At 58.1% G+C, this 26,450-nt stretch carries 25 protein-coding genes and 1 pseudogene; 8 read left to right on the top strand and 18 right to left on the bottom strand.

From position 1 onward, the window contains the following. From ABLU88_RS26570 to ABLU88_RS26580, 3 genes and pseudogenes are all read right to left on the bottom strand, one after another. Positions 1–1,092 (bottom strand): annotated as a pseudogene (locus ABLU88_RS26570) (cell envelope biogenesis protein TolA); the annotation flags it as partial. Continuing rightward, entirely contained in the window at positions 1,089–1,493 is a 405-nt protein-coding gene (locus ABLU88_RS26575; protein ID WP_064379418.1) for a hypothetical protein, read from the bottom strand. The gene ABLU88_RS26575 and the pseudogene ABLU88_RS26570, both read right to left, overlap by 4 nt. A gap of 296 nt (positions 1,494–1,789) precedes the next feature. Next, positions 1,790–2,701: a LysR family transcriptional regulator gene (locus tag ABLU88_RS26580; protein WP_004135102.1), complete on the bottom strand. Its 912-nt coding sequence runs from the start codon at positions 2,699–2,701 to the stop codon at positions 1,790–1,792. Positions 2,702–2,817: 116 nt separating this feature from the next. On the opposite strand from ABLU88_RS26580, the gene speB reads away from it, so the two are divergent. The 7 genes from speB to ABLU88_RS26615 are packed head-to-tail and all read left to right on the top strand — an operon-like array spanning position 2,818 to position 9,741. Continuing rightward, the gene (gene speB / locus ABLU88_RS26585) at positions 2,818–3,768 is read left to right on the top strand and encodes an agmatinase (protein WP_014226466.1); all 951 of its coding nucleotides are present in this window, start codon (positions 2,818–2,820) and stop codon (positions 3,766–3,768) included. A 10-nt stretch (positions 3,769–3,778) separates the two neighbouring features. Beyond that, a complete protein-coding gene (locus ABLU88_RS26590) occupies positions 3,779–4,627 on the top strand; it encodes a TIM barrel protein (protein WP_348838593.1) in 849 nt (282 codons plus the stop codon). Positions 4,628–4,639: 12 nt separating this feature from the next. Continuing rightward, positions 4,640–5,716 (top strand): 2-oxoglutarate and iron-dependent oxygenase domain-containing protein, encoded by a 1,077-nt coding sequence (locus ABLU88_RS26595; RefSeq protein WP_009652534.1) that lies wholly within the window; start codon positions 4,640–4,642, stop codon positions 5,714–5,716. A 9-nt stretch (positions 5,717–5,725) separates the two neighbouring features. Then, entirely contained in the window at positions 5,726–6,529 is an 804-nt protein-coding gene (locus ABLU88_RS26600) for an ABC transporter substrate-binding protein (RefSeq protein WP_348838626.1), read from the top strand. A gap of 24 nt (positions 6,530–6,553) precedes the next feature. Beyond that, positions 6,554–8,074, top strand: coding sequence for an amino acid ABC transporter permease/ATP-binding protein (locus ABLU88_RS26605; RefSeq protein WP_348838597.1), 1,521 nt, complete (start codon positions 6,554–6,556; stop codon positions 8,072–8,074). Beyond that, positions 8,075–8,803, top strand: coding sequence for a class II aldolase/adducin family protein (locus tag ABLU88_RS26610; RefSeq protein ID WP_004853394.1), 729 nt, complete (start codon positions 8,075–8,077; stop codon positions 8,801–8,803). Positions 8,804–8,808: 5 nt separating this feature from the next. Continuing rightward, positions 8,809–9,741 (top strand): glyoxylate/hydroxypyruvate reductase A, encoded by a 933-nt coding sequence (locus tag ABLU88_RS26615; RefSeq protein WP_014839264.1) that lies wholly within the window; start codon positions 8,809–8,811, stop codon positions 9,739–9,741. Here the strand turns inward: ABLU88_RS26615 and ABLU88_RS26620 are convergent. The 11 genes from ABLU88_RS26620 to ABLU88_RS26670 form a co-directional block, all read right to left on the bottom strand. Then, positions 9,738–10,796 (bottom strand): cytochrome c-type biogenesis protein CcmH, encoded by a 1,059-nt coding sequence (locus ABLU88_RS26620; protein ID WP_348838601.1) that lies wholly within the window; start codon positions 10,794–10,796, stop codon positions 9,738–9,740. The genes ABLU88_RS26615 and ABLU88_RS26620 overlap by 4 nt on opposite strands. Beyond that, complete coding sequence (dsbE, locus tag ABLU88_RS26625; protein WP_014226473.1) at positions 10,793–11,350, bottom strand: thiol:disulfide interchange protein DsbE; 558 nt, start codon at positions 11,348–11,350, stop codon at positions 10,793–10,795. Before dsbE ends, ABLU88_RS26620 begins: the two co-directional genes overlap by 4 nt. After that, positions 11,347–13,284 carry a heme lyase CcmF/NrfE family subunit gene (locus ABLU88_RS26630; RefSeq protein ID WP_348838604.1) on the bottom strand — a complete coding sequence of 646 codons (1,938 nt, stop codon included), beginning with the start codon at positions 13,282–13,284 and terminating at the stop codon, positions 11,347–11,349. Before ABLU88_RS26630 ends, dsbE begins: the two co-directional genes overlap by 4 nt. Next, a complete protein-coding gene (gene ccmE, locus ABLU88_RS26635) occupies positions 13,281–13,760 on the bottom strand; it encodes a cytochrome c maturation protein CcmE (RefSeq protein WP_025107310.1) in 480 nt (159 codons plus the stop codon). Before ccmE ends, ABLU88_RS26630 begins: the two co-directional genes overlap by 4 nt. Then, positions 13,757–13,960, bottom strand: a complete 204-nt coding sequence (gene ccmD / locus ABLU88_RS26640; RefSeq protein WP_032750932.1) for a heme exporter protein CcmD — start codon at positions 13,958–13,960, stop codon at positions 13,757–13,759. Before ccmD ends, ccmE begins: the two co-directional genes overlap by 4 nt. Next, positions 13,957–14,694, bottom strand: a complete 738-nt coding sequence (locus tag ABLU88_RS26645; RefSeq protein WP_025107308.1) for a heme ABC transporter permease — start codon at positions 14,692–14,694, stop codon at positions 13,957–13,959. The genes ccmD and ABLU88_RS26645 overlap by 4 nt, the downstream gene beginning before the upstream one ends. A 97-nt stretch (positions 14,695–14,791) precedes the next feature. Further along, a complete protein-coding gene (gene ccmB, locus ABLU88_RS26650; RefSeq protein WP_086074038.1) occupies positions 14,792–15,448 on the bottom strand; it encodes a heme exporter protein CcmB in 657 nt (218 codons plus the stop codon). Next, complete coding sequence (ccmA, locus tag ABLU88_RS26655) at positions 15,448–16,089, bottom strand: cytochrome c biogenesis heme-transporting ATPase CcmA (RefSeq protein WP_348838628.1); 642 nt, start codon at positions 16,087–16,089, stop codon at positions 15,448–15,450. Before ccmA ends, ccmB begins: the two co-directional genes overlap by 1 nt. A 7-nt stretch (positions 16,090–16,096) precedes the next feature. Continuing rightward, positions 16,097–17,491: a cytochrome c peroxidase gene (locus ABLU88_RS26660; RefSeq protein WP_348838608.1), complete on the bottom strand. Its 1,395-nt coding sequence runs from the start codon at positions 17,489–17,491 to the stop codon at positions 16,097–16,099. A 405-nt stretch (positions 17,492–17,896) separates the two neighbouring features. Next, positions 17,897–19,090, bottom strand: coding sequence for an MFS transporter (locus tag ABLU88_RS26665; RefSeq protein WP_014839275.1), 1,194 nt, complete (start codon positions 19,088–19,090; stop codon positions 17,897–17,899). 63 nt (positions 19,091–19,153) lie between these two features. Then, positions 19,154–19,930 (bottom strand): SDR family oxidoreductase, encoded by a 777-nt coding sequence (locus ABLU88_RS26670; RefSeq protein ID WP_025107304.1) that lies wholly within the window; start codon positions 19,928–19,930, stop codon positions 19,154–19,156. A gap of 145 nt (positions 19,931–20,075) precedes the next feature. Between ABLU88_RS26670 and ABLU88_RS26675 the strand changes: the two genes are divergently transcribed. Continuing rightward, positions 20,076–20,996 carry a LysR substrate-binding domain-containing protein gene (locus ABLU88_RS26675; RefSeq protein ID WP_224384776.1) on the top strand — a complete coding sequence of 307 codons (921 nt, stop codon included), beginning with the start codon at positions 20,076–20,078 and terminating at the stop codon, positions 20,994–20,996. 39 nt (positions 20,997–21,035) lie between these two features. Here the strand turns inward: ABLU88_RS26675 and ABLU88_RS26680 are convergent, their stop codons facing one another. The 4 genes from ABLU88_RS26680 to ABLU88_RS26695 all read right to left on the bottom strand — a co-directional run bounded on the left by ABLU88_RS26680 (position 21,036) and on the right by ABLU88_RS26695 (position 26,422). After that, positions 21,036–21,809, bottom strand: a complete 774-nt coding sequence (locus ABLU88_RS26680) for a transporter substrate-binding domain-containing protein (RefSeq protein WP_004853415.1) — start codon at positions 21,807–21,809, stop codon at positions 21,036–21,038. Between the two features lie 35 nt (positions 21,810–21,844). Further along, positions 21,845–22,639: a CatB-related O-acetyltransferase gene (locus ABLU88_RS26685; RefSeq protein WP_014226484.1), complete on the bottom strand. Its 795-nt coding sequence runs from the start codon at positions 22,637–22,639 to the stop codon at positions 21,845–21,847. A 135-nt stretch (positions 22,640–22,774) separates the two neighbouring features. Next, positions 22,775–23,839: a fimbrial protein gene (locus ABLU88_RS26690; protein ID WP_049069001.1), complete on the bottom strand. Its 1,065-nt coding sequence runs from the start codon at positions 23,837–23,839 to the stop codon at positions 22,775–22,777. Positions 23,840–23,887: 48 nt separating this feature from the next. Then, positions 23,888–26,422: a fimbria/pilus outer membrane usher protein gene (locus tag ABLU88_RS26695; RefSeq protein WP_348838611.1), complete on the bottom strand. Its 2,535-nt coding sequence runs from the start codon at positions 26,420–26,422 to the stop codon at positions 23,888–23,890. Positions 26,423–26,450: the final 28 nt, after the last annotated feature.

Genomic DNA, 26,450 nt, shown 5'->3' on the forward strand with positions numbered 1-26,450 from the left:
CGCCGCTTCGGCGGCAGCGGCCAGCTCGGCGTTCTTTTTGGTCAGCGCATCAAGCTCGGTTTTCTGCTTACCTTTTATCTCCGCGCGCTGCTTGTTCAGCGCGGCAATCTGCGCCGACAGCGCGCGGGAGGTCTCATCCTGCTTTTTCTGCGCCGCTTCGGCGGCAGCGGCCAGCTCGGCGTTCTTTTTGGTCAGCGCATCAAGCGCGGTTTTCTGCTGCTCTTCACTCTCCGCACGCTGCTTGTTCAGCGCGGCAATCTGCGCCGACAGCGCACGGGAGGTCTCATCCTGCTTTTTCTGTGCAGATTCGGCAGCGGCGCGCAGTTCCAGATTCTTTCCCGTCAGCGTATCGATCGTCGATTTCTGCAGGTTCTCACTCTGCTCCTTCTGCGTTTTCAGCGCGGCAATCTGCACCGATAGCGTGCGGGTGGTCTCATCCAGTTTTTTCTGCGCCGCTTCGACAGCGGCGGCCAGCTCGGCGTTCTTTTTGCTCAGCGCATCAAGCGCGGTGGTCTGCCCGCTTTCGTTCTGTGCACGCTGTGCCGTCAATGCGGCGATCTGCGCCGTCAGCGAGCGGGTGGTCTCATCCAGTTTTTTCTGCGCCGCTTCGGCAGCGGCGGCCAGCTCGGCGTTCTTTTTGCTCAGCGCGCTCACGGCGGCAGTTTCGCCGCTCTCTTTCTGTACACGCTGTTCACCCTGAGCCTTCAGCGCGGCGATCTGCGCCGACAGTTCGCGCGTCGTTTCAGCGCGCTTTTTCTCCGCCGCTTTGGCGGCAGCGCTCAGCTCCGCATTCTGTTTTCGCAGAGCGTTAATCGTACTCTCTGTTTTATTCTGATGACTTTTTTTTCTGACGACGCCCTGCTTCTGAGGCGTTTTTTTATCAGGGCTATCGTTATTTTGCTTAGACGAGACCGACTCCCCGCTGGCGGCGCCTGAGGCCGGCGGATTGTTTATTTCGAGTTTCGATATATTATCAAGGAAGTCTCCCGGCTCAGCACGAGCAGGAAACACAACAATAAGGGTAAAAAGAGCAAATACAATCGCAGGACCTCGTAGATTGCATATATTCAGTTTCCCCTTAGCGTCCATCATCTGGCCAGCCCATCCTTGAGTTCAGCTTTTCTTGCCCGGCTTTCAAACTCTTTGATTAATTTCTGCGAAATGCTATTACACTTATCGTTTATCTTGTATTCAAAAAGCGGTGTAATCGTTGATTTTACGCTGGCGGAGGTTTGGTCTGAAACAGAAGCATAAAACTTAGCATCATTGATTAAACCATACAGCTCGTTTGAGTCCTGCTGAAACTTTTTATCGAGCTTAACTAAAGCGTCGGCATCCTGAATACACTGCTGTAAAGCAGGAACCTGCGCGGGCTGTTCATTTTGAATGGCATCTTTTTTTATGAGTACGCTCTGCGGTTTTTTACCATTAGTACATCCCTGTAATAAACCTACAGAAATGCACACCAATGCCAATAAGCTATTTCTTATCATCTTCCCATCCATTAGAAAAAAAATATGTCAAAAATATATTTGCCGATTGCAGCAGAAAAATTTTTAACAAACAACGTCAGGCGTTGGATTTAACATTAATTCAGAAAAAACACACAAAAAGGTCATTTTTTAACCAACCCGGGAATGGGAATTATCCAGGTGCAGGACGATATTTTTATCTAAGCTTTTTCTTAGCCACATATGATTAATGGCACATTACCTTTTATATGCCTGATATTGAGCGGTCTTTTTACAATTTAAATCAGGCATAAGCTGTTACTCATTCAATACGAATCTCATTCGCTCCACTTCGGTCTGGCCACCGTATTCTTCTTGAGTAGATTGCGAAACTCCTTCAGATAGGGTTCGTTGCTGCGCCCGCGCTTGCATATCGCCGAGAAGGGAGATTGAAAACCAAACTCATTGGGCAGCAGTACGCGCAGGCGATTCTCCTTAATCCACGGCCAGGCGTAGTGCTCGGGAAGGTAGCCGATGTATTTCCCGGAGAGGATGAGCAGCAGCTGCGCATCGACGGTTTCAACGGTCGCGCTGCCCTTGCTGAACCCGCGCCGCCGCAGATCGCTGGTATTCCAGTAGCTGCGCGTCACCAGCGGACACTGGCTGATCAGCTCTTTATCGAGCTGTCGACTGAAGAACATGGGATGCAGGTCGCTGCAGTAGAGCCAGTGCTGCTCGCGGTAGAGCGGTTCGCTGATGATGTTATGCACCCGCGAGTTGTAGCTGCCGATGGCGAGATCGATATGGTTATTCAATACGCCGTTAAGCTGTTCCGCCGGGGTACGGATAATCAGCTTGATATGCACATTAGGAAACTTATCGCTAAAGCTGCGCAGCACGACCGGCAGCGACAGCGCGGTTTCCGTCTCGATGGAATCGAGCGTTGAGATACAAATCGTGCCGCTATGCTCGCCTTTCAGCAGCGCCGACTGGCGCTCCAGTTCATTCAGTTCGCTCAGCACGCGGATCGCCTGCTGTAAAAAATGCTGCCCTTTTTCGGTCAACGCAAAACCGCCGCGCCCGCGCTGACACAGGCTAAAGCCAAGCTGGCCTTCCAGCTGCGACATCGCATTGCTGATCGCGGAAACGGAAATCCCCAGCTCCTGCTGGGCCCGGCCATAGCTCTCAAGACGGGCCACCGCCTCAAAAACCTGGAGCTGTCGAATGTTAAGCGTCGCGTCGTTAAGCATGGCGTCTTAGTTCACTAATAAATGAACTAAGTATTTGCGGCAGACGATTTAAAGTCCAGCACATCTTTCGCACTATCCCTGCTGTTGAGTTTTGTTTGTCAGATTCAGGAGCTGAAATGGATAACGTCTTTCATCAACCGCAGGGTGGCAACGAGATGCCGCGTTTTGGTGGCCGCGCCACGATGATGCGCCTGCCATTTATCGAAGATTTACAGGGACTTGATGCAGCGTTTGTCGGCATCCCGCTGGATATCGGAACCTCACAGCGTTCCGGAACGCGCTACGGACCGCGCTATATTCGTACCGAATCGGTAATGATTCGCCCGTACAACATGGCCACCGGCGCCGCGCCTTTTGATTCACTGTCGGTGGCAGATATCGGTGATGTACCGATCAATACCTACAACCTGCTCAAATCGGTGCAGATTATCGAGGATTACTACACCGGTTTAAATAGTTTTCCGCTTATCCCCCTGACGCTGGGGGGCGATCACACCATTACCCTGCCGATCCTGCGCGCGCTGACCAAAAAGCACGGTCCGGTTGGGCTGATTCACGTCGATGCCCACACCGATACCAACGATGAGATGTTCGGCGAAAAGATTGCCCACGGCACCACCTTCCGCCGCGCCGTCGAAGAGGGGCTGCTGGATCTTAAACGCGTCGTCCAGATTGGCCAACGCGCGCAGGGCTACGCCGCCGGTGACTTCCAGTGGGGTGTCGATCGCGGTTTTCGTCTGGTTCAGGCCGAGCAGTGCTGGCACAAATCTTTGACCCCGCTAATGGCCGAAGTGCGCCAGCAAATGGGGGCTGGCCCGGTTTATCTCAGCTTCGATATTGATAGCCTCGACCCGATCTGGGCCCCCGGCACCGGAACCCCGGAAGTGGGCGGACTGACGTCGATTCAGGCGCTGGAAATCGTGCGCGGCTGCCGCGGCCTGAACCTGATTGGCTGCGACCTGGTCGAGGTCTCGCCCCCCTATGACGTCAGCGGCAACACGTCCCAGCTGGCCGCCAACCTGCTGTATGAAATGCTCTGCGTTCTCCCGGGCGTGAAATATCCATAGAGGAAAAACCATGCAGCTTAACGTCTTTCGCACGCTGTGGGGCGTCACCACCCCGTGGCGGCAAACGGTCAGCGAACTCCGGAGCGTCGGCTGCTGCGGTATTGAAGCGCGGGTTCCGCTGACGCCAGAAGAGCAGCGGACGCTGGCCCAACGCATCGAAGCGTCCGCGCTTGAGTATATCGCCATTGTGTTCAGCGGCGGCGGAGTTATTCCGGCCCAGGCCGAGACGCCCGCGCAGCATCTGGAGCGCTTAAAAGAACGTTTTGCGGCGGCAAAAGCGCTTAATCCGCGCTTCGTCAATCTGCTGGCCGGTAACGACCGCTGGCCGCTGGCGCAGCAGGTGGATTTTCTCGGCAGAGCGCATGAGCTCGCCGCCGAATATGAACTGTTCTGCAGCTTTGAAACCCATCGCGCCACGTCGCTGTATAGCCCGTGGCTGACGCTGGAGATAATTCAACAGCTGCCGCAGCTGCGCTTTACCGCCGATATCAGCCACTGGATCGTGGTAAGCGAACGCCTGCTGGATGACCCCTGCGATGACTTCAGCGCCTTTATCGAACGGGTCCACCATATTCAGGCCCGCGCCGGGTACGACCAGGGGCCGCAGGTGCCGCACCCCGCCGCGCCGGAATATCGGGCGGCCCTGCGGTTTCAGCAGCGCTTCTGGGAACAGATCTGGCAATCGCAGCGCCGGCGCGGCTACCAGCACACCACGCTTACGCCGGAATTTGGCCCCGATGGCTACCTGCATCACCTGCCGTTTACCAACGTTCCGGTCGCCGACCTGTGGTCGCTGAACGCCTGGATGGCCCAGCGTGAACAGCAGCATTTTGTTGAATTCACCTCGCAAACTGAATAAGGAACGGAAGAAATGACCGCTGCAAAAAGTTCGTTTACTGAATTACCGACCATCGATATCAGCGACCTGGCCTGCGACGATCTCGTCCGACGCCAGGCGGTGGCCGACGCCATCGGCCAGGCGGCCCGCGAAGTCGGCTTTTTCTACGTTACCGGCCACGGCATCGCGCCCGAACTGATTGCCGGGATCCGCGCGGCGGCCAAAGAGATTTTCGCCCTGCCGATGGAGCGCAAGATGGCGTACTACATCGGACAGTCGAAAAGCCATAAGGGCTACGTTCCCGAAGGGGAAGAGATTTACGGCTCCGGCAAGCCGGATCACAAAGAGGCGTTTGATATCGGCTTTCAGGCCGCCGACGACCACCCGTTCGTTGTGGCGAAAACGCCGCTGATTGGCGCCAACGAGTGGCCGGACGTGCCGGAATTTCAATCCCGCGTGCTGGCCTACTATGACGCGGTCTTCGCCCTTGGGCATCGCCTGTTTGACGCCTTCGCTCTCGCCCTTGGCCTGCCGGAGGGCTATTTCAGGTCGATGGTTACCTGCCCGCCGTCAAAGCTGCGGCTGATCCACTACCCCTTTGACGCCAGCGCCGAAGATGTTCCCGGTATTGGTGCACACACCGACTATGAATGCTTCACCCTGCTACTCGCCGACCAGCCGGGTCTTGAAGTGCTGAATGAAGATAGCGACTGGATCGACGCCCCGCCGCTGAAGAACGCGACCGGAGAAGAGGCTTTCGTGATTAATATCGGCGACATGCTGGAAGTCCTGAGCGCTGGCACATTTGTTGCAACCGCACACCGCGTACGCAAGGTGCCGCAGGAACGCTACTCCTTCCCGCTGTTTTTCGCCTGCGACTACCACACGCTGATTCGCCCGCTGCCGGGCTTCCTTGAGGCAGGCGAAGCCAGCGAGTATCAAGAACTGAGCATTGGTGAGCATATGTGGAGCCAGGCGTTACAGACCTATCGCTACCTGCGCGAGAAAGTCACCCGAGGCGAGCTCCAGCTCCCCGAACGCGCCCGCGGCACTAACACCTTTGGCCATCTGAAAAAACAAGCACAGCAAAAAACCGTAAATAACCCGTGAGGATAAATGATGAACAAAACGCTAAAAAAACTCTCGCGCCGTGTGGCTTTATCCATCGCCGTCACCGCTTGTTTTTCCCCGCTGGCTCAGGCCGCTGAGCTGCTGACCGAGGGCGTCTTTAAAGTCGGGATGGAGGTGACCTATCCGCCTTTTGAATCCTATGACAGCAATAACAATATTGTCGGCATCGACCCGGAGTTCGCGGCGCTGATCGCCGAACAGCTGAAGGCCAAACCGCAGCTTATCGACACGAAATTCACCAGCCTGATCTTAGGTATCGGTAAAAAATACGATGCGGTGATCTCCGGGATGTACGTGACGCCCGAGCGCCAGAAGCAGGCGGACGCCATCCCTTACGCCCTCTCCGGCGCGTCCATTATTGCGCTGAAAAGCAGCGCCATTCAGCCAAAAACGGAAGACGAACTGTGCGGCGTGAAGGTAGGTCTGCAGGCGGGTACCGCCTGGGTTTCCAGCCTGAAAACGCACTCCGACGAGTACTGCCTGAAAAACGGCAAACCGGCCATTAGTATTCAGGAATTCCCGACAGCGCCGGAAGCCTCCCAGGCCCTGCTGTCGAAAAACATCAACGCCCAGTTAGAAATCGCCCCGGCGGCGCAAATTATCGTCGAGAAAAGCCGCGGCCGCCTGGCCATTAGCTCGAACCGTCTGGTCTATCCGCTGCCGCTGGGAATTTACGTCGCCAAAGACAACACCGAGCTGGCCGAGGCCATTAAATCAACGTTAGCCACCCTTAAAGCCAACGGCAAATATGACGCCATCATCAAGAAATACAACTTAGAAAGCATCAATTAATACAATAATTAAACGGGAGTCGGTATGGAGTTCGATTGGGGATACTTTTTTTCATTATTTAGCGTTGGGGCATTCTGGCAGGCGTGTGTCACCGTGGTTGTCGTCAGTTCATTGTCCTGGTTTATTGGCCTGATATTAGGTTTTCTTTTAGCCTGCGCGAAGCTCTCCGGCCCGCGCTGGCTGAAGGTTCCCGTCGAACTCTATATTTGGTTTTTCCGCAGCGTACCGCTGATGGTCCTGCTGGTCTTTGTCTATAACCTGCCGCAGCTGTTTCCGGCCACCCAACCGCTGCTCGGCGTTCCGTTTATTGCCGGGCTGGTCTCGATGACGGTGACCGAAGCGGCCTACATGGCGGAAATCCATCGCGGCGGCCTGCTTTCGGTCGCCAGGGGGCAAAGCGAAGCCGGGCATGCCTTAAGCTTTAGCTTTATCGGGATTCAGCGCTTAATTATTATCCCGCAGGCGTTTCGTATTTCCCTGCCCACGCTGATTAACGAATACATCACCATCATCAAGCTCAGCTCGATTCTGTCGGTTATTTCGCTGCCGGAGCTGCTGCTGACCGGCCAGCGCCTGTACGCGCAGAATTTTCTCGTCATGGAGACGCTGCTGGCGGTCGCCATTTACTACGTTATGGTCGTCACGGTGTTTAGCTGGCTGTTCCGGGCGCTGGAAAACCTGCTGGATTTTCAGCGTAAGCGCCCGCAAACGCTCAACGAGCATGAATGCGAAACCCTGCGCCAGAACCTGAAGCCGCCGGTACAGACGCAAAAAGCGCAGGCCGCCAGCGGCAACCCGCCGGCGCTGGATCTGCACGCCATCGAAAAATCCTGGGGCCAGCACCACGTACTGAAAGGCATCGACCTGAAAGTGGAAAACGGCGAGGTAATCAGCATCATCGGCCCGTCCGGCTCCGGCAAGACCACCCTGATCCGCACCATTAACGCCCTTGAAAGCATCGACGGCGGGGAGATCATTCTTTACGGCGAGGATTACCTGAAGGGCGCCTCCGTTGTGGATAAACAGCAAATGCGCGCGGGCGTGCGCCGCATCGGCATGGTGTTCCAGGGCTTCAACCTGTTTCCCCACCGCACGGTGCTGGATAACGTGATGCTCGCCCCGCTCTATCACAAGCTGCTCGACCGCGCCGCCGCCAGAGAGCAGGCGCTGTGGCTGCTGGATCGCGTCGGTCTGCTGGCGCACGCCGAAAAGTACCCGTACCAGCTCTCCGGCGGTCAGCAGCAGCGCGTGGCCATCGCCCGCGCCCTGGCGCTGAAACCGGACATCATGCTGTTTGATGAACCCACGTCGGCGCTGGACCCTGAACTGGTTGGCGAAGTGCTGAAGGTCATTCAGTCCCTCGCCCGCGAAGGCATGACGATGATTATCGTGACCCACGAGATGGACTTCGCCTTATCAATTTCTGACCGGGTGGTGATGATGGAAAACGGCGTCGTGCAGAGCGATATGCCGCCGCAGCGCATTCGCAGCGATGCCGCCGATCCGTCCCTCACCCGCATTCGTGAATTTATGGGAGTGCAATAAATGGCAACTGAACGGGAACTACGCCAGCAGCTGGCCGCCGCCTATCGTCTGGCGGCGCTCTTCGGCTGGGAAGACACGCTGTATACCCACTTCTCCGTGCGCCTTCCCGGCGACGGCGAGCCGCGGTTTTTGATTAACCCCTTTGGCATGATGTTTGACGAAGTCACCGCCAGCAACTTAATCGTGGTCGATATGCAGGGTAAGGTCGTCGAGGGCAGCGCCCCGGCAAACTCGGCGGGATTTACCATTCATAGCGCGGTCCATATGGCCCGGGAAGACGCCCACTGCGTGATCCACACCCACACGCTGCCGGGGATGGCCGTTGCCGCCTGCGCAGACGGGCTGCTGCAGCTTAACCAAATCAGCACCGAATTTTATCAACGCGTCGGCTACCATCCTTATGAAGGCGTCGCATTCGATCTCGATGAACGCGTGCGGATCCAGCGCTCGCTCGGCGAGAATATCGCCCTGATCCTGCAAAGCCACGGGCTGCTGTCGGTCGGGCGCACCGTCGCCGATGCGTTTTACATCATGTACTACCTGAACCGCGCCTGCGAGATCCAGATGGCCGCCGCGCAGCTGGCGCCGCTCGGCCCCATCCATACGATACCTGAACCGCTGAGCCGGCACGCCTGTGAGCAGCTGATGGGGGTTGAACATGAACGCCAGCTGGTGTGGCAGGCGTGGCTGCGGCGCCTCGACCGTCTTGATACTTCTTATAAGAGCTAATGCCTATGACTCAGTTCACCATCGTCGTGGATTGTAACGATCCTCAGTACACCCGGGAGCTTTGCGCCGCGTTCGCGCTATTCCCGGAAGTGAAAGCGGTTCTGCCCGAGGACCCCGCCGCCCGCGAGGCGCAATACGCCTGCTGCTGGTTTCCCGACCCGCAGCTGCTGGCGCGCTCGCCTCAGCTGAAGCTGATCCAGGCCGCGTCTGCCGGCGTAGACCATTTGCCCGCCAGCGTTTTCGCCAGCGACGTTCCGCTCTGCCGGGTGGTGGATGAAGATTTTCGTCACGGTATGTTTGAATACGCGCTGTGGGGCGTGCTGTGGTTTCAGCGTCGCTTTGACCGGGCGCTGGCCCACCAGCGCGAGCGCGTCTGGAAGATGTATCCGCAGCGAGCGGCGGCCGATTATCACGTTGGCGTCATGGGCCTCGGCGAAATTGGCGGCTATATCGCCTCGCAGCTGGCCGCGCTGGGGTATCGGGTTTCCGGCTGGGCGCGTAGCGAAAAATCCCTTGCCGGCGTGCGCTGCTACCACGGAGAGGCGCAGGCTGGCGAATTCCTTGGCCAGCTGGATGCGCTGATCAACGTCCTGCCGTTAACCGGGCAGACGCGAGGTATCCTGGCCCATCCTTTATTGCAGCAGCTGCCCGACGGCGCGTCGCTGATTAACTGCGGCCGCGGCGAGCATATGGTGAATCAGGACGTGCTCGAGGCGTTGGATAGCGGCAAGCTGTCCGGCGCGGTGCTGGACGTCTTCCCCGTCGAGCCCCTGCCCCAGGAAGACCCGCTGTGGCAACACCCGCAGGTGGCGATCACGCCGCATATGGCCTCCATCGCGCAGACGGAGGTGATTGCCCGCCAGCTGCTGGATAACATCCGGCGGCAGCAGCAGGCGCTGCCGCTGAAAAACCTGGTGAACAAACGGAGCGGTTATTAACCTTGCGCGTCAACGGCGGGATGTCCGGGGGTTAACCGTTGCTCCGTCTGGTTGATATGATGCTCAATGACCGCCCGGCGCGTATCGTCCGGCGGTAATCGTTTTAGCAGCAACCGCCATGCCGTCAGCGCCTCGCTGAAATGCGCCTGCTCTGATGCACTGAGCGCGTACAGATTAAGCAGGCGGTCGTTAACGCGCTGGCTCTCCATCAGCTGGCGCACCAGCGCATCGCCCCGCGGGTCAGATACCCGCAGCAGCGCCTCCGCATAGCCAAATGCCGCACGATCGTTCTCCGGAGCCAGCGCGTAAGCGCGAGCATAGGCCTGAGTCGCCATAGCGGCGTTGTCCAGGACCCTGCCGAGATGCCCGAGCATAAGCCAGTCCTCAATAGAAGCGTCCGGATTTTGCCACAGCGTCGTGCGTAGCCCGAGGGCCAGACGCCGCAGCTCGTCTTCATCAAGCGGCTGCGCCTTTGGATCCTGCACCCGCGCCAACAGTGCCGGCGTCTGAGCCACCGCCTGCTGCCAGCGTTGCACCTGCTGATAGTGGCCGGTCTGGCTATAGCTGACCGCACCTACCGCCAGCGCAAGCACCGCGCCAGGTATAAAAATCCACGGCCCGGCGGATTTATCCTCCGGCGCCCGGCCGTCAGAAAACGTCTCCTGCCCTGGCCTGACGCGGCGGCGGGAGCGGGCCACTATAGCCCAACCGCCCATGGCGATCGCAGCAGCCGGCACGACCCACAGGAGCATCGTCAGCGGGGTTAATGGCGGATCGTAGGTAACGAAGTTGCCGTAGCGCGCCACCATGTAGTCCACAATATCGCTGTCGCTTTTTCCTTCCTGCATAAGCGTAAAAACTTTCTGCCGCAGGTCGGCCGCGATCGCGGAACTGGAATCCGCAATGCTATTGTTCTGGCATTTCGGGCACCGAAGCTGCTCCGTGAGCAGGCGAAACCGCTGTTCCTGCTCCTCGTCCTTAAACGGCATGACATCAATAGCGGCCAGCGCGTTTGCGCAAAGCAGCAGCATCAGCGCGCTCAGTAATAATCTCATGGCGCAGCCTCCCGGCTAAACTTCTCCCACAGCGGCCTGAATTCGCGCTCCCACACCCGATCGTTAAGATCCCCCGCGTGGCGGTAGCGAATGATCCCCTGTCCATCGATCAAAAACGTCTCCGGCGCGCCGTAGACTCCGAGATCCAGCCCGAGCATCCCGTCGCCGTCAAACAGGCTCAGCGCGTAGGGATTGCCCAGCGTGTTCAGCCAGCCAATTGCTTTCTGCCGATCGTCTTTGTAGTTCAGACCCACCACGCGGATCCCCCGCGCGGAAAGCTGATTCAAATACTGATGCTCTGCGCGACAGGTCGGGCACCAGGTCGCCCAGACGTTAAGCAGCAGCGGTTTGCCCTGCGCCAGCGCATCCGACTGAAAATACTGCCCGGGATCTTCCAGCGCCTCAAGACGGAAAATCGGTACCGGTTTTCCGATCAGCGCCGACTCCAGGCTATTGGGATCGTCCCCTTCCACATTACGCGCCAGCTGCCACAGCAGCAGCATCGCGATAGCCATAAAAATGACCAGCGGCATCAACAACGTACAGCGCTTCATCTGGCCTCCGCGCCAGGATATCCGCGGCGCGGGCGATAGCGCGGATCGCACAGGCACAACAGCCCGCCCAGCGCCATCAGCACTCCCCCGGCCCAAATCCAGCGTACGAACGGTTTATAATAAAGGCGTACGGCCCAGGCGCCGTTGCCCAGCTCTTCGCCCAGCGCGGCATAGAGATCGCGGGTAAATCCGCCGTCAACCGCCGCTTCGGTCATCATGGCGCTGCTGCTGTGGTAAAAGCGCTTTTCCGCATTCAGTATCGCCTGCGGTTCGCCGCGTCGCATGACGCCAATCACCGCGACGGCGGAGCGATAGTTTGGGCCGATCGCCTCTTTGACCTCACGGAAAGAAAAACGATATTCATGGACATCGACGCTGTCGCCCACCCGCATGCGCACGTCGCGCTCCACGCTGTAATTTTGACTAAAGGCGATACCCACGATGGTGACCGCCAGCCCGAGGTGGCCTGCGACCATTCCCCAGTAGCTGAGGGTCATCCTGGCGCCGCGTGAAACCCGCAAAGCGATCTCTACTCCCGCCAGCACAAAGACCCAACAGGCCATCGCCAGCCCGACCACCGTCATGGCGACAATCTTATCGCCCAACCACCACGGCAACAGAAGCGACAGCGCCAGCGTGCTTGCGCAGGCAATAACCAGCAGCCCCCTGAGCTTACGCGGGCGATCGCGCCCCCAGCGCACCAGCGGGCCGATGCCCATCAGGAGCGCAAACGGCGCCATCAGCCAGCTAAACATCGTATTAAAGAACGGCTCGCCAATCGAAATACTGCCGAGGCCCAGCTGTTTATGCACCAGCGGCAGCAGCGTACCCAGCAGCACCGTGAGCATAGCGGCCATCAGCAGAACGTTGTTGCCGAGCAGCAGCGACTCGCGCGACCAGAGCGCATTATTTACCCGAGAGCGGACTTTATAGCCACGCATGGCGAACAGCAGTAAAGAGCCGCCAATGACCAGCACCATAAAGGCTAGAATAAACATGCCGCGCGCCGGGTCGGAGGTAAAAGCGTGAACCGAGACCAGCACGCCGGAACGCACCAGAAAGGTCCCCAGCAGACAGAGCGAAAATGCGCAGATAGCGAGCAGAAGCGTCCACGCCTTGAAGCTGGCGCGCTGTTCAGTGACCGCCAGCGAATGCAGCAGCGCGGTGCCGGCCAGCCATGGCATCAGCGACGCGTTTTCCACCGGATCCCAGAACCACCAGCCTCCCCATCCGAGCTCGTAGTAAGCCCACGCGGAGCCCAGCACAATACCGAGCGTCAGGAAGGCCCACGCCGCCAGCGTCCACGGGCGAGAGAAGCGCGCAAAGGTGCTATCCAGCCGCCCGCTCAACAGCGCGGCTATCGCCAGGGCAAAACTCACCGAGAAGCCCACATAGCCCATATACAGCAGCGGCGGATGGAAAATGAGCCCGGGGTCCTGCAACAGCGGGTTCAGGTCGCGCCCTCCAATGGCAAATTCCGGCAGCGTACGGGCAAACGGGTTGGAGGTGAACAGAATAAACAGCAGAAAGCCAACGCTGATCGTTCCCATCACCGCCAGCACCCGGGCGACAATATCAAGCGGCATTCGCCTGCTGCGCAGCGCTACCGCCACTGTCCAGCCGCTCATCAGCAGCACCCATAGCAGCAGCGAACCTTCATGTGCGCCCCAGGCTGCGGCCACGCGGTACCGGACCGGCAGCTGAGTATTGGCGTTACTGGCCACGTAGCTCAACGTAAAATCGTTGGTAATGAAGGCGTTAATCAGCACCATAAAGGCGCCCATAATGAGGATGAACAGCAGAACGGCAAATACCCGGGAAGAGGCCATCATTCGCCTGTCCCCCCGCGCCGCGCCCCACAGCGGATAGACGGAAAGCAGTAGCGCGACGCCAAGCGCCAGGCACAGCAGCCCGTTGCCGACTTCAGGCATCATAAGGATGTGTCCCTGTAGGCGCTATCCGGGCGACGATGGTTGCTCTCCATCGCTTTTTCCACGTCTGGCGGAGTGTAGTTCTCATCGTGTTTGGCGAGCACTTCTTTCGCCTGTATCCGGTTGTGCGCATCAAGCTCGCCCTGAACCACCACGCCCTGCCCTTCGCGGAACAGGTCCGGCAGAATGCCTTCGTAGCTGACGTCCACCGAACCTTCGGCGTCATAGATGCTAAAACTCACCTGCAGCGAATTCGCATCCCGCTTCACGCTGCCGGGCGCGACCATCCCGCCGACGCGCAGACGCTGACCCCGCTCGGGCCGCTGCTGCGTTTCGCGCTTGCCGTAGAGGATTTCGCCAGGCGTATAGAACAGGTCGATACTGGAACGCAGCGCATAGAGCACCAGCGCGGTGGTCAGCGTTAGCCCGGCGATCACCGCGAGGGCGACCCACAGGCGGTTTTTGCGGCGAATATTCATATCGCCTCCCGCGCCGCGCGCCTGCGGGCTTCACGGGCGCGCTGCCGGGCGATATCGCGCAGAATGACACGATGCAGGATCGCGCTGTGCGCGACCAGCGCCGCCAGCGGGAGAATGGTCAACGCCACCGCCAGCCAGACGTAAAAGGCATAGCCGCCCATGGCCAGGAAATCACTCCAGCTTGTAAATGCGCTGCTCATCGACGACCTCTTTTTAAAATCAGTTCACTGACCCACGGGCGACGTTTTTCCATGAGCAAAATCAGATTCCGCATGCGCATTAGCGCCAGCGTGATAAACAGCAGCAGGTAGCCGATAATCGCCAGCCGCAGCGGCGCGCGCATCGCCGGGGCGATGCTTTGCTGCATATTCGTTGAGCCCTGATGCAGGGTGTTCCACCACTCAACCGAGTAGTGAACGATCGGTAAATTCACCACGCCAATCAGCACCAGAATAGCCGCCGCGCGCCCGGCCAGACGGCGATCGTCAAAAGCGTGCCACAGCGCTATCGCGCCGACGTAGAGAAACAGCAGCACCAGCTCAGAGGTTAATCTGGCATCCCAAACCCACCAGGTTCCCCACATTGGCTTACCCCACGCGGAACCGGTCACCAGCGCCACAAAAGTAAACACCGCCCCCACGGGCGCCATCGCCGCCAGCGCCAGATTGGCCATTTTCATCTGCCAGACCACGCCGATGAACGCCGCGGCCGCCATCAGGGCATAAATGCCCATAGACCACATTGCCGCCGGAACATGCAGATAGATAATGCGATAGCTCTCGCCCTGCTGATAGTCCGCGGGCGCAAAGCCAAATCCCCAGACCCAGCCTGCGATCAGTACCAGCGCGCTGGCGCCGCCCAGCCACGGAGCGACCCTGCCGCAGAGCTGATAAAGCCGCGGCGGATTCGTCAGTTGAATCCCTGTTTTCCTCATATTTCAGTCACCAGAAATAAAGATAAATCCATTGATAAGCCCGGGCCTGGAGCCCCGGCGCCGCAAACCTGATAAGCGCCATCCATCAAAAACCGCGCTAGTGCAGACTGACGCGTAGCGCCGCCGCCGTCGCAAAGGGGCTTAACGTTGCGCTGCCCGCCAGCAGCGCGCCCAGTATCGCCATATACCCCGCCACGGGCAGATGCATGGAGGCCGCATCCATCGCGGCGGTAGCAAAAATAAGTAAGGGAATAGTCAGCGGCAGAACCAGAATGCTTAACAGCGCGCCGCCGCGCTTAAGTCCGACGGTGAGCCCCACGCCCGGCGCGCCGAGGAACCCCAGCGTCGGCGTCCCTAATAGCAGGGTCAGCGCCATAATTTTCCAGCCATAGACGTCCATGCCCAGCAGCAGAGCCACCAGCGGCGACAGGATCAGCAGGGGCACACCGGTGACCACCCAGTGAGCCATCACTTTAGCCACGACCACCGCCGGCAGCGGTAAAGGCAGCAGCATCAGCTGTTCAAGGCTGCCGTCCTGTAAGTCGTCGCGAAACAAGCGCTCGAGCGCCAGCAGCGAGGAGAGCAGCGCAGCGACCCAAATAATGCCGGGCGTCAGCCGCGCCAGCAGCTGCGGCTCCGGACCAACGGCAAGCGGAAACAGCGTAATGACAATCAGAAAAAACCACAGCGGATTGGCGATTTCCGCGCGATGGCGAAACGCGACCCGCAGTTCAAGGCAAAAAATCCGCCACATCACGGTTCCGCCCTCTCGCCGCACAGCGCAATGCGTCGAATCCTGTCGGATGCCGCGCTAATTGATTGATGGGCAGTGAAAATGACGATGCCGCCTTGCTCCGTGTGCTGCGCCATGCGCTGAATCAGGCGTTCGACGCCCTCCGTATCGACGGCGGTAAAAGGTTCGTCGAGGATCCACAGGCGGGCGCGGGTCAGCCAGAGGCGCGACAGCGCCACGCGCTGCTGCTGACCGGCGGAGAGCTGGTTAACAGGAATATCGTCGAAGCCGGCAAGCCCGGCCTTCTTAAGGGCCTCCCGGCACTGGGCGATATCATCGTGTTGATGGAGAAAACGCAGGTTTTCCATGGCGGTCAGCCTGGCTTTGATTCCCGGCTTATGGCCAATCCACAGCAGGTTTTGCTGGTAGCTATCGCGCACGCGATGCAGAGGGCGGCCCTGCCAGTAGATTTCTCCGGCATCAGCGCGGGCCAGCCCGGTAAGCAGGCGCAGGAGAGTGGTTTTCCCCGCACCGTTGCCTCCGGCTATCTGCACCCAATCGCCCGCCGAAACGCTGAATGAAAAATCTTTCAGCAGCGTCCGACCATCGCGTTCGCAGTGCAGTTTAATGGTCCTGAGCCAGCTCCGGGAACTTTCGCTCATCATCCCGTTATTGCCCCGGCTGATACGGCGTATAAACACCGGTCAGGCTATGCAGAAAAGCGACAATATCATCGATATCTTTTTGCGCTAAATCCGTACCGACCTGATAGCGCAGCATCAGTTTTACTGCGCCATCAAGCGTCGGAACATCACCGCGATGAAAATAGGGCGCGGTGAGCGCCACGTTGCGTAGCCCCGGCACTTTTTGGCGTAATTTATCCCGTACCTCTTTCGTCACATTCATTCGGCCAATATCAGCAGCCGTGATTTCACCAAAATTAAAATCACGCTTCAGCCCCAGCGGTTCAAAAGAGCGGCCGCCGAGAATAATACCGCCGTGACAGGTAGCACATTTATTATCTTTAAATAGCTGATAGCCATGTTTTTGTTGCGCGGTCAGCGCGTCTTCATCACCGCGCAGCCAATTATCAAATGGCGCGTCGGGGGTAATTAATGTTTTTTCAAATTCAGCGATAGCGTCAGTGATGCGCTCACCGCTAAAACCTTGCGGATAAACGGCTAAAAAATCCTTTTTCAATACGGGATCTTTATCCAGTTTATTAATAATGTCTCCCCAGGATTTTGATGCCATCTCAATGGGGTTTAACGGCGGGCCACCGGCCTGTTCTTGCAGCGTTGATGCCCGTCCGTCCCAGAATTGCTCAATATTAAAGACGGCGTTAAATACCGTTGGCGCGTTAATTGGCCCAACAGCGCCCCCCACGCCGATAGACGTTTTTCTGCCATCGACCCCGCCCGCGTTTAACGCATGACAGTGTGCGCAAGAAATGGTGCTATCCCCGGACATTCGCGCGTCGTGATAAAGACGAAAACCCAGCGCAACTTTCCGCTCATCAACGGGCAGCTTTTTAGGGATCGGCTGGAGAGGTTCATTGCGATGCTGCGCGGCGGTATCAGCGCTGGCGTAGTAGCGCTCGCGCTGGTGCTTAATCCAGTTGAGTATCTCAATACGTTCGCTGTCGCTAACGCCGCCGGCCCAGTGCAGCGCGACGTATCGCGTAGGCGGCATCGTTTGATGCTGCATAACCCACTCAATCTTGTTTAATTCACTTTGTGAAACGGGTTTATCGTCAATCAGTGACGTACGCACGGATTGAAGGTTAAAGGATTTGTATCCCAGCTGTACGTCATAATCCATCAGCTGTTTGGCAACGGGAAAAGCGGCGTAAAAGGGCAACTCCGCCGAGGGCGTATGGCAATAGTCGCAACCTTTTTCACTAAAAAAAGAGAGGACTTTATTATTCTCGGCAACCGCCGAGAGCCGGACGTCGTTTTTTTTAATACGCTGACTGTCGTAATACCAGATATAGCCTGACAACCCTAAATAACATAACACGCCTGCGGTAATGACCGAGGCTGTAATGGTCGCAATTTTCTTCATAAGATCATTCCTTTGAGGCATTGCAGCTGAGATAATGACGTTTTATATTTATAGTTTCACGTAACATCATAGCGGTGACGGCGCCGTGGATATTGATTAGCGTCAAAGCCGATGACAGGCAGGGCCTATAGATATAATAACCACACCCTATCATCACTATATTATTCTGCGCTGCGCGCGGCGGCTAAAAACCTCACTCCCTTGCTCAATCCTCCATGTATTCACTCTTATTATATAAACGGGTAAAACATTAATAAGAGGATTCACATTAGCGTGTTTCCATTAAGCAGTAAAAAAGAGAGATGAATTTTATCTCACCCTACCAATTCATATTTTAAATTTGCTCTCGCGGAAGAAATAAAAAGCGGAAAAATAATTCCGCCTGCGTTTGAAAAGCTAAGAGGATTAACCCCTTAGCGTTGGGCGTCGGCCTGCCAACAATGCGATCAGCGCAACCGCAACCGGCACCAGCGAACCCCACAGCACGGCATTCCAGCCGAAGAGGTTCATCAACGCGCCCGAGGAAAATGAGCCAATCATCATGACGCCGAAGACAATAAAATCATTCAGCGATTGCACCTGAGTTTTCTCTTCCGGCCGGTGGAAATCCATGATCTGCGCCGACGCGCCGGTAAAGCCGAAGTTCCAGCCGATACCCAGCAGGATCAGCGACAGCCAGTAGTGCATCACGTCGATACCGGCGAGGCCAACCATCACCGACAGCAGCAGCAGAACTAAACCGGCCGCGTTAATACGCCGGGCGCCGAAGCGATTAATCAGCTTGCCGGTAAAAAATCCGGGACCGTACATGGCGATCACGTGCCACTGAATGCCCAGATTCGACGCCTGCTGGGAGATCCCGTGCATATGCATGGAAAGCGGCGCCGCGGTCATCAGGAAGTTCATCACCATATAGGATATAGCGCCGCTAAAAACCGTCCGTGAAAACCCCGGCTGGCGCACGATTTCGCCCAGCGGGCGCCCGCCCGATTTGGCCTGCGCCGCCGGCTCGGGGGTTTTTACCCCCAGCAAGACCAGCGCGGATACCGCCGCCACCAGCCCCTGAGCGATAAAGGTCATCGCAAAGGTGTGCGGCGGCCACAAATTCATGGTCGCGGTCACCAGCATCGGGCCGATGATCCCCGCCGCCACGCCGCCGCCCATGACCAGCGAGAGCGCCCGCGCGCGCCGCTCGCCGCTGACGCCGTCGGTAGCGGCAAAGCGGAAGGACACCGCCACCGCCGCATAGGCGCCGCCGAAAAAGGCCGCGAGACAGAACAGTCCGAACGAAGCGATCGCGACCGCCAGCGCCGCCAGCGCTCCCGTCAACACGCCGGCGCCGGTACCGACCATAAAGACCGTTTTGCGCCCGCGTCTTCTGGCCAGCGCGCCAAACGGCAAAATACAGGCCGCCATCCCCAGCACAAAAATGGTAATGGGCAGCGTGGCCAGCGTCGGCGAGGGCGCGATGGCATTGCCCACAATCGCCCCTGTGGCGTAAAACACCACCGAGTTTGCCCCTGCGAGCGCCTGCGCCGTCGCCAGGCGAACAATATTTTGGTTTTGCTGTCCGACGGGCAGCGTTATCTCAGCGCTCATGACTCTCTTTATCCTGAATTCGTTTGCGTTATGCCAATACCCTGACTGACATAATGAACGTAATCAGGCATGACGACCAGCCATCACGCCGCCATCAATATCCCAAACCGCGCCGGTCACCCAGCGGGTGCTATCGCTGAGCAGAAACGCCACGGTTTGCGCGATATCATCAGGCGTGCCGACGCGGCCAATGGGATGGAAGCCGTCAAAGCTGTTCATCACATCCTTCACATCCTCTTTAGGGATAAACCCTTCATATATCGGCGTATGCACCACCGCCGGCGATACCGCATTGACCCGAATCCCGCTGCCGCCCAGCTCAATCGCCAGATTTTTGGTCAGCGCATGCAGACCCGCTTTCGCCATGGAGTAGGCTGACGACGGCGTTGCGCCGATGGCCTGCTGCGCCCACATCGAGCCGATATTCACAATCGAACCTTTGATGCCATTAGCCAGCATATTGCGCACCACCTCGCGGGTGATAAAAAACGTCGCGCGGTTGAGATGCATATACCGATCGTAGTCAGCCATTTCATGTTCGATAAACGGCTTCGGGAAGAAAACGCCGGCGGCGTTGACCAGCAGGCTGATATCCTGATGTTCCGCGTTAATAGCGGCCATAACCTGCTGCATACCGCTTTCGCTCGTCAGGTCAGCGACGATAACATCCACCTTCCCCGCTGCCGCCAGCGCCTGACGCGCCTGTTCGGCCTTCTGCCGACGATTGCCCACCAGCACCACGCTGCCGCCATTCTCCACCACCCGTTTGGCCGTCGCCAGCCCCATACCGCTGGTCCCGCCAACCACTAACAGTTTTTTTCCCATAAACGCCGTATTCATCATTCACCTCTTCACGCTTGATTTGTGTAGCCTAAGCATGCCTTTCCTGCAGCGCGCTGACGAATGAGAAGAAATAGCCCAACGACAAAGAAAATCTATCTTGATGACCTATACTGAGACGCAAATTCACTGAGGGATATTCACCATGCGTTCGCTTAACCGACTGAAATGGCTTCACGCGTTTGAAGCCACCGCCCGCCACGGCAGCTTTACCGGTGCGGCGCGCGAGCTGGGCGTGACGCCCGCCGCCGTCGGGCAGCTGGTCAGGGCGCTGGAAGAGTGGGTCGGCCATCCGCTGCTGCACCGTACCCGTAGCGGTAAAGAGCGTCTCACCCTGGTGAGCGAAGCGCAGGCGGCGCTGCAGGATATTACTCAGGGGCTGGATAAGCTGGAGAGCGGACTGAATAAGCTTCGCGGCCGCCGGGCGCGTTCCGTGGTGGTGATTACCGCCTCGCAGGTTCTGATGATGAACTGGCTGATGGAGCGCTTAAACCGCTTCTCTGAAGTCCATGATAATATCGACCTGCGTCTCAACGTTACGGAAAAGCTGATGGATGTGGCCCACGGCGAAGCGGATTTGGCGGTACGCTGCGGTCGCGGCGACTGGCCCGGGGTCGATAAAACCTGGCTGATGGATGAAGAAGCGGTGCTGGTGTGCAGCCCGCGAATCGTCCCGGCAGACAAAACCGCCTGCGGCGAGTGGCTGGCGGCGCAAAAGCTGATTCATGATGATACGCCCTATCCCGGCGCCAGCTTTCCATCATGGGCGGAAGTGCTGGAGGCCGCTCAGGCGCCAACGGCGCGCGATAGCGGGTTGCATATTAACTCAACGTCGGCGGTCATCTTGGCCGCGCTCAGCGGGCGCGGCGTCGCTATTGTTCGCCGGACGCTGGTACAAAAGCTCCTCGCCACCGGCCAGCTCGTTCAGCTACACCCGGCCCGCCGCTGGCCGCTCACCTGGTCCTACTATATTGTGACGCCCCAGCATGCGGTCATGCGCCCGGAAGTGAAGGTGTTTTATGACTGGCTGCTTCACGATGTGCTGGCGGAAAACCCGATACGCTGAATATCTTCCGCCACACCTGCATAGAAAACCTTTATTGCTTTATGGTTTTAGCTGGTCATGAATGCGCCACTTCTGTTTCAGCACGTTTTTGTCCTGGCTGGCCAGCCACTGGTTAACCTTGTCCAGCAGCTGCGGGTTATCTTTATTCATCATATAGACTTTGAAGCTGGCGGTGCCCGGGAACGGCTGCTCATTGGCCACGCAAAACACGCCCGGTTCATTGCTCTGGTAATAGACGCCCTCAATCAGGTCGGTCACCATCATATCCGCCGTTTTCTGCCGCAGCGCTTCAAGGTTATCGATATTGTTTTTCACCCGAATAATCTGCGCCTGCTTGATATGTTCATCGACAAAGCTTTGGTTGGTGCCGCCCGGATTCACCACCACCTTCACGTTTGGCTGGTCGATTTTTTCCAGGCTACCGAGCGCCGGCGCCGCCGCGCAGTTAGCCAGCGCAATCTTGCCGTTCGGCACCACCGGCTGGCTTAACGCGAAATCTTTCGCCCGCGCTGCGGTTTCCGTCACCCCGCCCATGGCGATATCAAACTTATCGGCCTTCAGGTCGGCGGAGAGCGTGGGCCAGCTGGTCGTCACAAAGCTCACCTTTAGCCCAAGCCGCTTGCCGAGATCTTTCGCCATATCAACATCGTAGCCCACCAGCTCCCCGGCTTTATTATGAAACGCCAGCGGCGCGTAATCCCCCGGGACGCCGACTTTCAGTTCGCCGCTTTGTTGAATGCTGTTCATGTCGCGCGCCTGGGCGCCAAAGGCGACGGCAGCGATGACGAAAACAAGACCTGACTTCAACTTCATCGTTATATCCTTGTTCAAATGTGAACCGTTTATGATTACACCGCGCTGCGCAGCGGATGCTGTTTATTGTTTATAAAATCTTTAATCATGGAGACCGTCAATACCGGCGGCGAGAAAGGCGGCATCGTTCCTTCGGCCACCCGCCCGGCGAGCTGCTCGCAAAAGCGCTCAACCTGATTAACCGGATACCCGGCAATATCCTGGGCGGAGTAACGCCACCATCGTAGCGCCATCAGCTGCTCAATAATCGCCTCGCTGAAGCGCATGCGGATGATCTTCGCGGGATTACCGCCGACGATGGCGTACGGTGCGACGTCTTTGACCACCAGCGCGTTGGCGGCAATGACAGCCCCATCGCCAATAGTAATCCCCTGCGCCAGGGTGACATTCTGGCCAATCCACACATCGTTGCCGATGGTTATCGGCCGGGGGGTTTTTGCAAAAGGATAAAACTGGTTGGTCCTGCCGCTATCGGCAGCCAGCGTCGCCATCACGCCGGAATGATGGGCATAAAACACCGGGCTGGCGCTGGCCCACTCCAGGGGATGTCGGTCGCCGAGCACCTGTAACCGATCGGCAATCGACGTGTAGCGCCCCACGTTAATCAGCGCCGGCAGCAGGGTTCGCGTATAGCTAAAGGCGCCCAGCGAGGCCAGCCGTTCGCCGCAGCGCCCCCAGTAGGTGGTATAGGCCTCGGTGGCTAAGTTTTCCGGTATCTCAATCGACAGGTCGTCACGGTAAAAGGCGTGGCTACAGGCCAGCGTCTGCCCGCCGACAAAAATCCGCTGCGCCTGCAATAGTGGCTTAAGCTCCCCAAAGGCGATTTTCATTATCGATTTTCCCGCACAAAAGTATTCCCGGACAGCCGCTTAATCTCTCGATCATTGATAGCGTACCGATCCGCTCGCCGTGCGAAAAATCGTTATGACTTCTCTTTTTTGTGAGCGACAGCGCGAAAGCGACGGTCAGTTATACTCCAGCGCAAACGTCACCATGCTATTGGCGGTACCGGCGGTTACCGCGTCATCCGTCTGTACGTACTGGGCGTTAAAGTTGATATTTTCCGCCGCCCCCGCGCTGCTGGCGGTAATCCGCTTGAGTACAGGTAAGTTACTGGCCTCATTGATTTTGACGCCGGTTCCGGCGGCGGGCGCTGGGGCACTGTTATTGCCGTAGGTGAGCCTGACGCCCACACCGCTCGCGGAGGCGTTTGCTTTACTTAGCGCCAGAGTATCCGTTCCCCCGGATGGCGAGGTGACGCCAAAAAAGCCGATGCGGATATCGGTTGGCGTGGAGCAGAAGACCGGTATGGAGAAGCGCTTCGCGACGCCGCCGGTGGTGTTTTTGCCCTTAAACTCCGCTTTATTTACCGTGCCGAGGCTAACGTGAATATTCGCGGTTGAAACCTGACAGCTGCCGCTGCTGCCGATATCGACATTCAGCGCCGCCATATCGAGCGTGACCGGCGAGCTGGCGACAAAACCGCTGCGGCTGTCGGCCTGCTGCTGGATAGTGAGTTCGCCAATCTGCGGCTGCGCCGGAACGTTTGCGTGGTTGCCGCTGACCAGGGCGACATTACCGGTCTTATAAAATGTCACAAAGACTTTCACCACAATCTGCTGCTGGTTCAGCAGATTAGCCATCTCATTGCTGTCGCAAACCGTCACGGATTCCCCATTACCGGCCGCATGGCTGCCATCAATAAAGCGAACGGCGCCGCCGCTGCACTGGAAGCCCAGCGAGTATCCTATGCCGTCCAGCGCTGAGGGGAACACGTGCTGACCGCCGATTGACAGCGGCGTTGAGGCCGTTTTTAGCTGCCGATAAACCAGACGCTTTGCCGCCGCTTTCGGCACCTGAAGATCGCAGGAGAAATGAATCCCGCTGCCGTTATCCGCCATCATGTCGGTCATCTGGGTATTCAACGGCAGCGTGGGCAGGTACTTGATATTCTGGACGTTCACGGTCATCTGGCCGATATCTCCTCTGCAGGTTTCCGCCCAGCCGCTGTGGCTATAAATCCCCGCCATCAGCAGGAATAAAAACGATACTATGCGCAAAATCACCTCTGTGCAGACCTACTGGCAGAGGCCAGAGACGATTTTAACCGGACTCTGCCCCTGCTGTACGGTATCGGTAAGATGGAAATGCAGCGCGCATCTCCGTGAGAGATTGTCGGCGTTCCAGGCGGCATCGAGCGTCCCTTCTTGCGGAATACCGCTCAGATAGACCTGCCCGCCATCCGCCACCATGCCGCCCGGCGCCGCGCCCCGATCGTCTTCTGCTTTACGCAGGCGAACGCTGGCGCCGAACGGCAGCGGGCCGTGGCTATCGCGAAGGGTAAACAGCACGCGGCTGCCGATGTGGGTCTGATAGTTTGCCTGCACCACCGCCCCGCCGCCGGGGCTCACCGTCTGTCCTTCAAGTTCAACATCGGCATCGTCGGCCAGCGATTCGGTATCGAGCGTAATGGTGTTTTTGCGATACGCCGTCAGCGAGGGCACCACCGCATAGCCCCGCCAGTCGGTATGCACGTTGCTGCCGTTCTGAATCGCCACGTCGGCGGCACCCGGCGCGCGTACGATGGCAAAGCTTTCGCCGACGGTCTGACCCAGCGTCACGCCATGAGGATGGGCGACGATGGACCCCGATGCGCCCCAGGTCAGCTGATGGCTTGCGCTATCGCGGCGATAGCCGAGCTGCGCGGTTCCATAGCCGCCGTGGTAATCGAGCGATGCGCTGCTGTTGCTGCCCTGGCCGCCGTTAACGTAGCCCTGCTGAAGGGAGTAGTAGAGATTGGGATTGCGCGGAAGCGAACCGTACAGCGACGCCTGCTGCGAGGTGCGTCCGTTATTGTCGGAGGTGGTGCTGTAGCTAACCGCGCTCTCGGACAGCGGGCCGCCAAGCGGAATGCTCAGGTTCAAGGACCACGAGCGATCGTCTTTTTGGCGATCGGATGACTGGGTGTAGTAATAACCCACGCCCCACGAAACGCCTCGCCAGGCGCTGTAAAAACCGAGATGGATCGTTTCATCGCGGCTCTGGCGGTGCCAGTACTCCTGCGACCAGGCGGAAATCGCCAGGCTGCTCATACCGCCAAACGCCTGAGAAAGGGAGACCTCTTCGCGGCTGCGCTTGTTATCCAGCAGGCCATTGCGGCTCTCAAGCGCGCTGGCTTCGCTGAAGTCGTAATAACCGCCTGAGGAGTAGCGATAGCTGGCGAGGCTAAATGAGGTGCCGGTGCCGGCAAAATCCTTCTGGTACTGCACCCGTACCGAATGGCCGGCCGAGCGCTTTCCCGACGGCGTCGTGGTGTTCGCCCATGTCGCATCGCCTCCAAGCGATCCGAGCTCGCCAAAACCGCGCCCGACGCCGAGCGCCCACGACTGGTAATCCTGCGCCAGCTGGCTACCGCCGTAGAGCGTGAATTCAGCCGGTAGCCCATAAAAGAGCGTACCCTGCAAAAACGTCGGCGAGCGCGCCTGGCTCTGCTCCGAATGGTAGCGTCCGGCGCTCAGGCTGAATTTCACGCGTCCTTCCCGCAGCATAAACGGGACGGCTGAAAAGGGCTGGGTAAAGGTCCGCACCGAACCATCGCTCTCTTTTACCTGCACCTCGAGATCGCCGCTTTGCGCCGTTGGATAGAGGTCGTTTATCGCAAACGCTCCCGGCGAGACGAACGTTTCATAGATAACGTAGCCATGCTGGGAGATGGTGACTTTGGCGTTGCTGTGCGCCATTCCGCGGATCGTCGGGGCGAAGCCGCGCTGGCTATCCGGCAGCATTTCATCATCGGACATCAGCTGAACGCCGCGAAACTGCACGCTGTCGAAAACGTCGCCGGTCGTAAAGGTATCGCCCATCCGCAGCAGGCTTTTGAGTGACTTCAGGTCGCGCTGTAGCCAGGTACTCTGTGAATTCCAGCGCCGGGTCCGGTCATACTCCATCGACGAGACGTTACGCAGGCGCCAGGCGCCGAGGTTAACCCCGCTGCGTAGATTCAGGTAGCTGGAGCGGCTGCTGTCATCCGTCTGCCGGGTTTGCGACCCGGTCAGGTTATAGTTAACAAACGCCGCCGGGATACCATCATCCCAGCGTGCCGGATCCACGTATCCGCGGCTTTGGGCGTTCATGGCCGCCTGGGGAATACTTAAGTTCAGACGCTGAGTGGCGAAATCAAAACGGCTGCTGGCATCGGGGATGTAGCGCTCGATGCGAGTAAACGTTTCTCCCTCATGCAGGGTATTAAACGCCGGGAAAGCGCTGACGTTGACGCCATATTCCGCCAGCTGCGCCGGGGTTAACTGCGGCCGCAGTTCGCCGTTGCTGTCGACAAATGTCACCTCACCTTGGGCTATCTCCTGGTTATTCACCCAAATGCTGACCGGGTATGTCCCGGGCTGCTGGCCGCCTGCTTTAGCAAAATAGTGTAAATCAGCGGTCTTTTGCTGCGGATTGGTAAATTCTAATGCCGCCGGATCAAAGTAGTCCTCCGCCCGCGCGATACCGCTTTGGTACAGCAGAAAAAGCGCCGTCGGCAATAATAAAATCCCGCCGGTTGGCGCCGCGATCGCCGAATAAACGGAAGTCATATCCGAAGTGTTATTTTTCACAATATCCTGACCAGGCGAAGCAAATTAA

This window comes from Klebsiella sp. GW_Kp182 (genome assembly GCF_040062275.1).
Lineage (GTDB): Bacteria > Pseudomonadota > Gammaproteobacteria > Enterobacterales > Enterobacteriaceae > Klebsiella > Klebsiella michiganensis.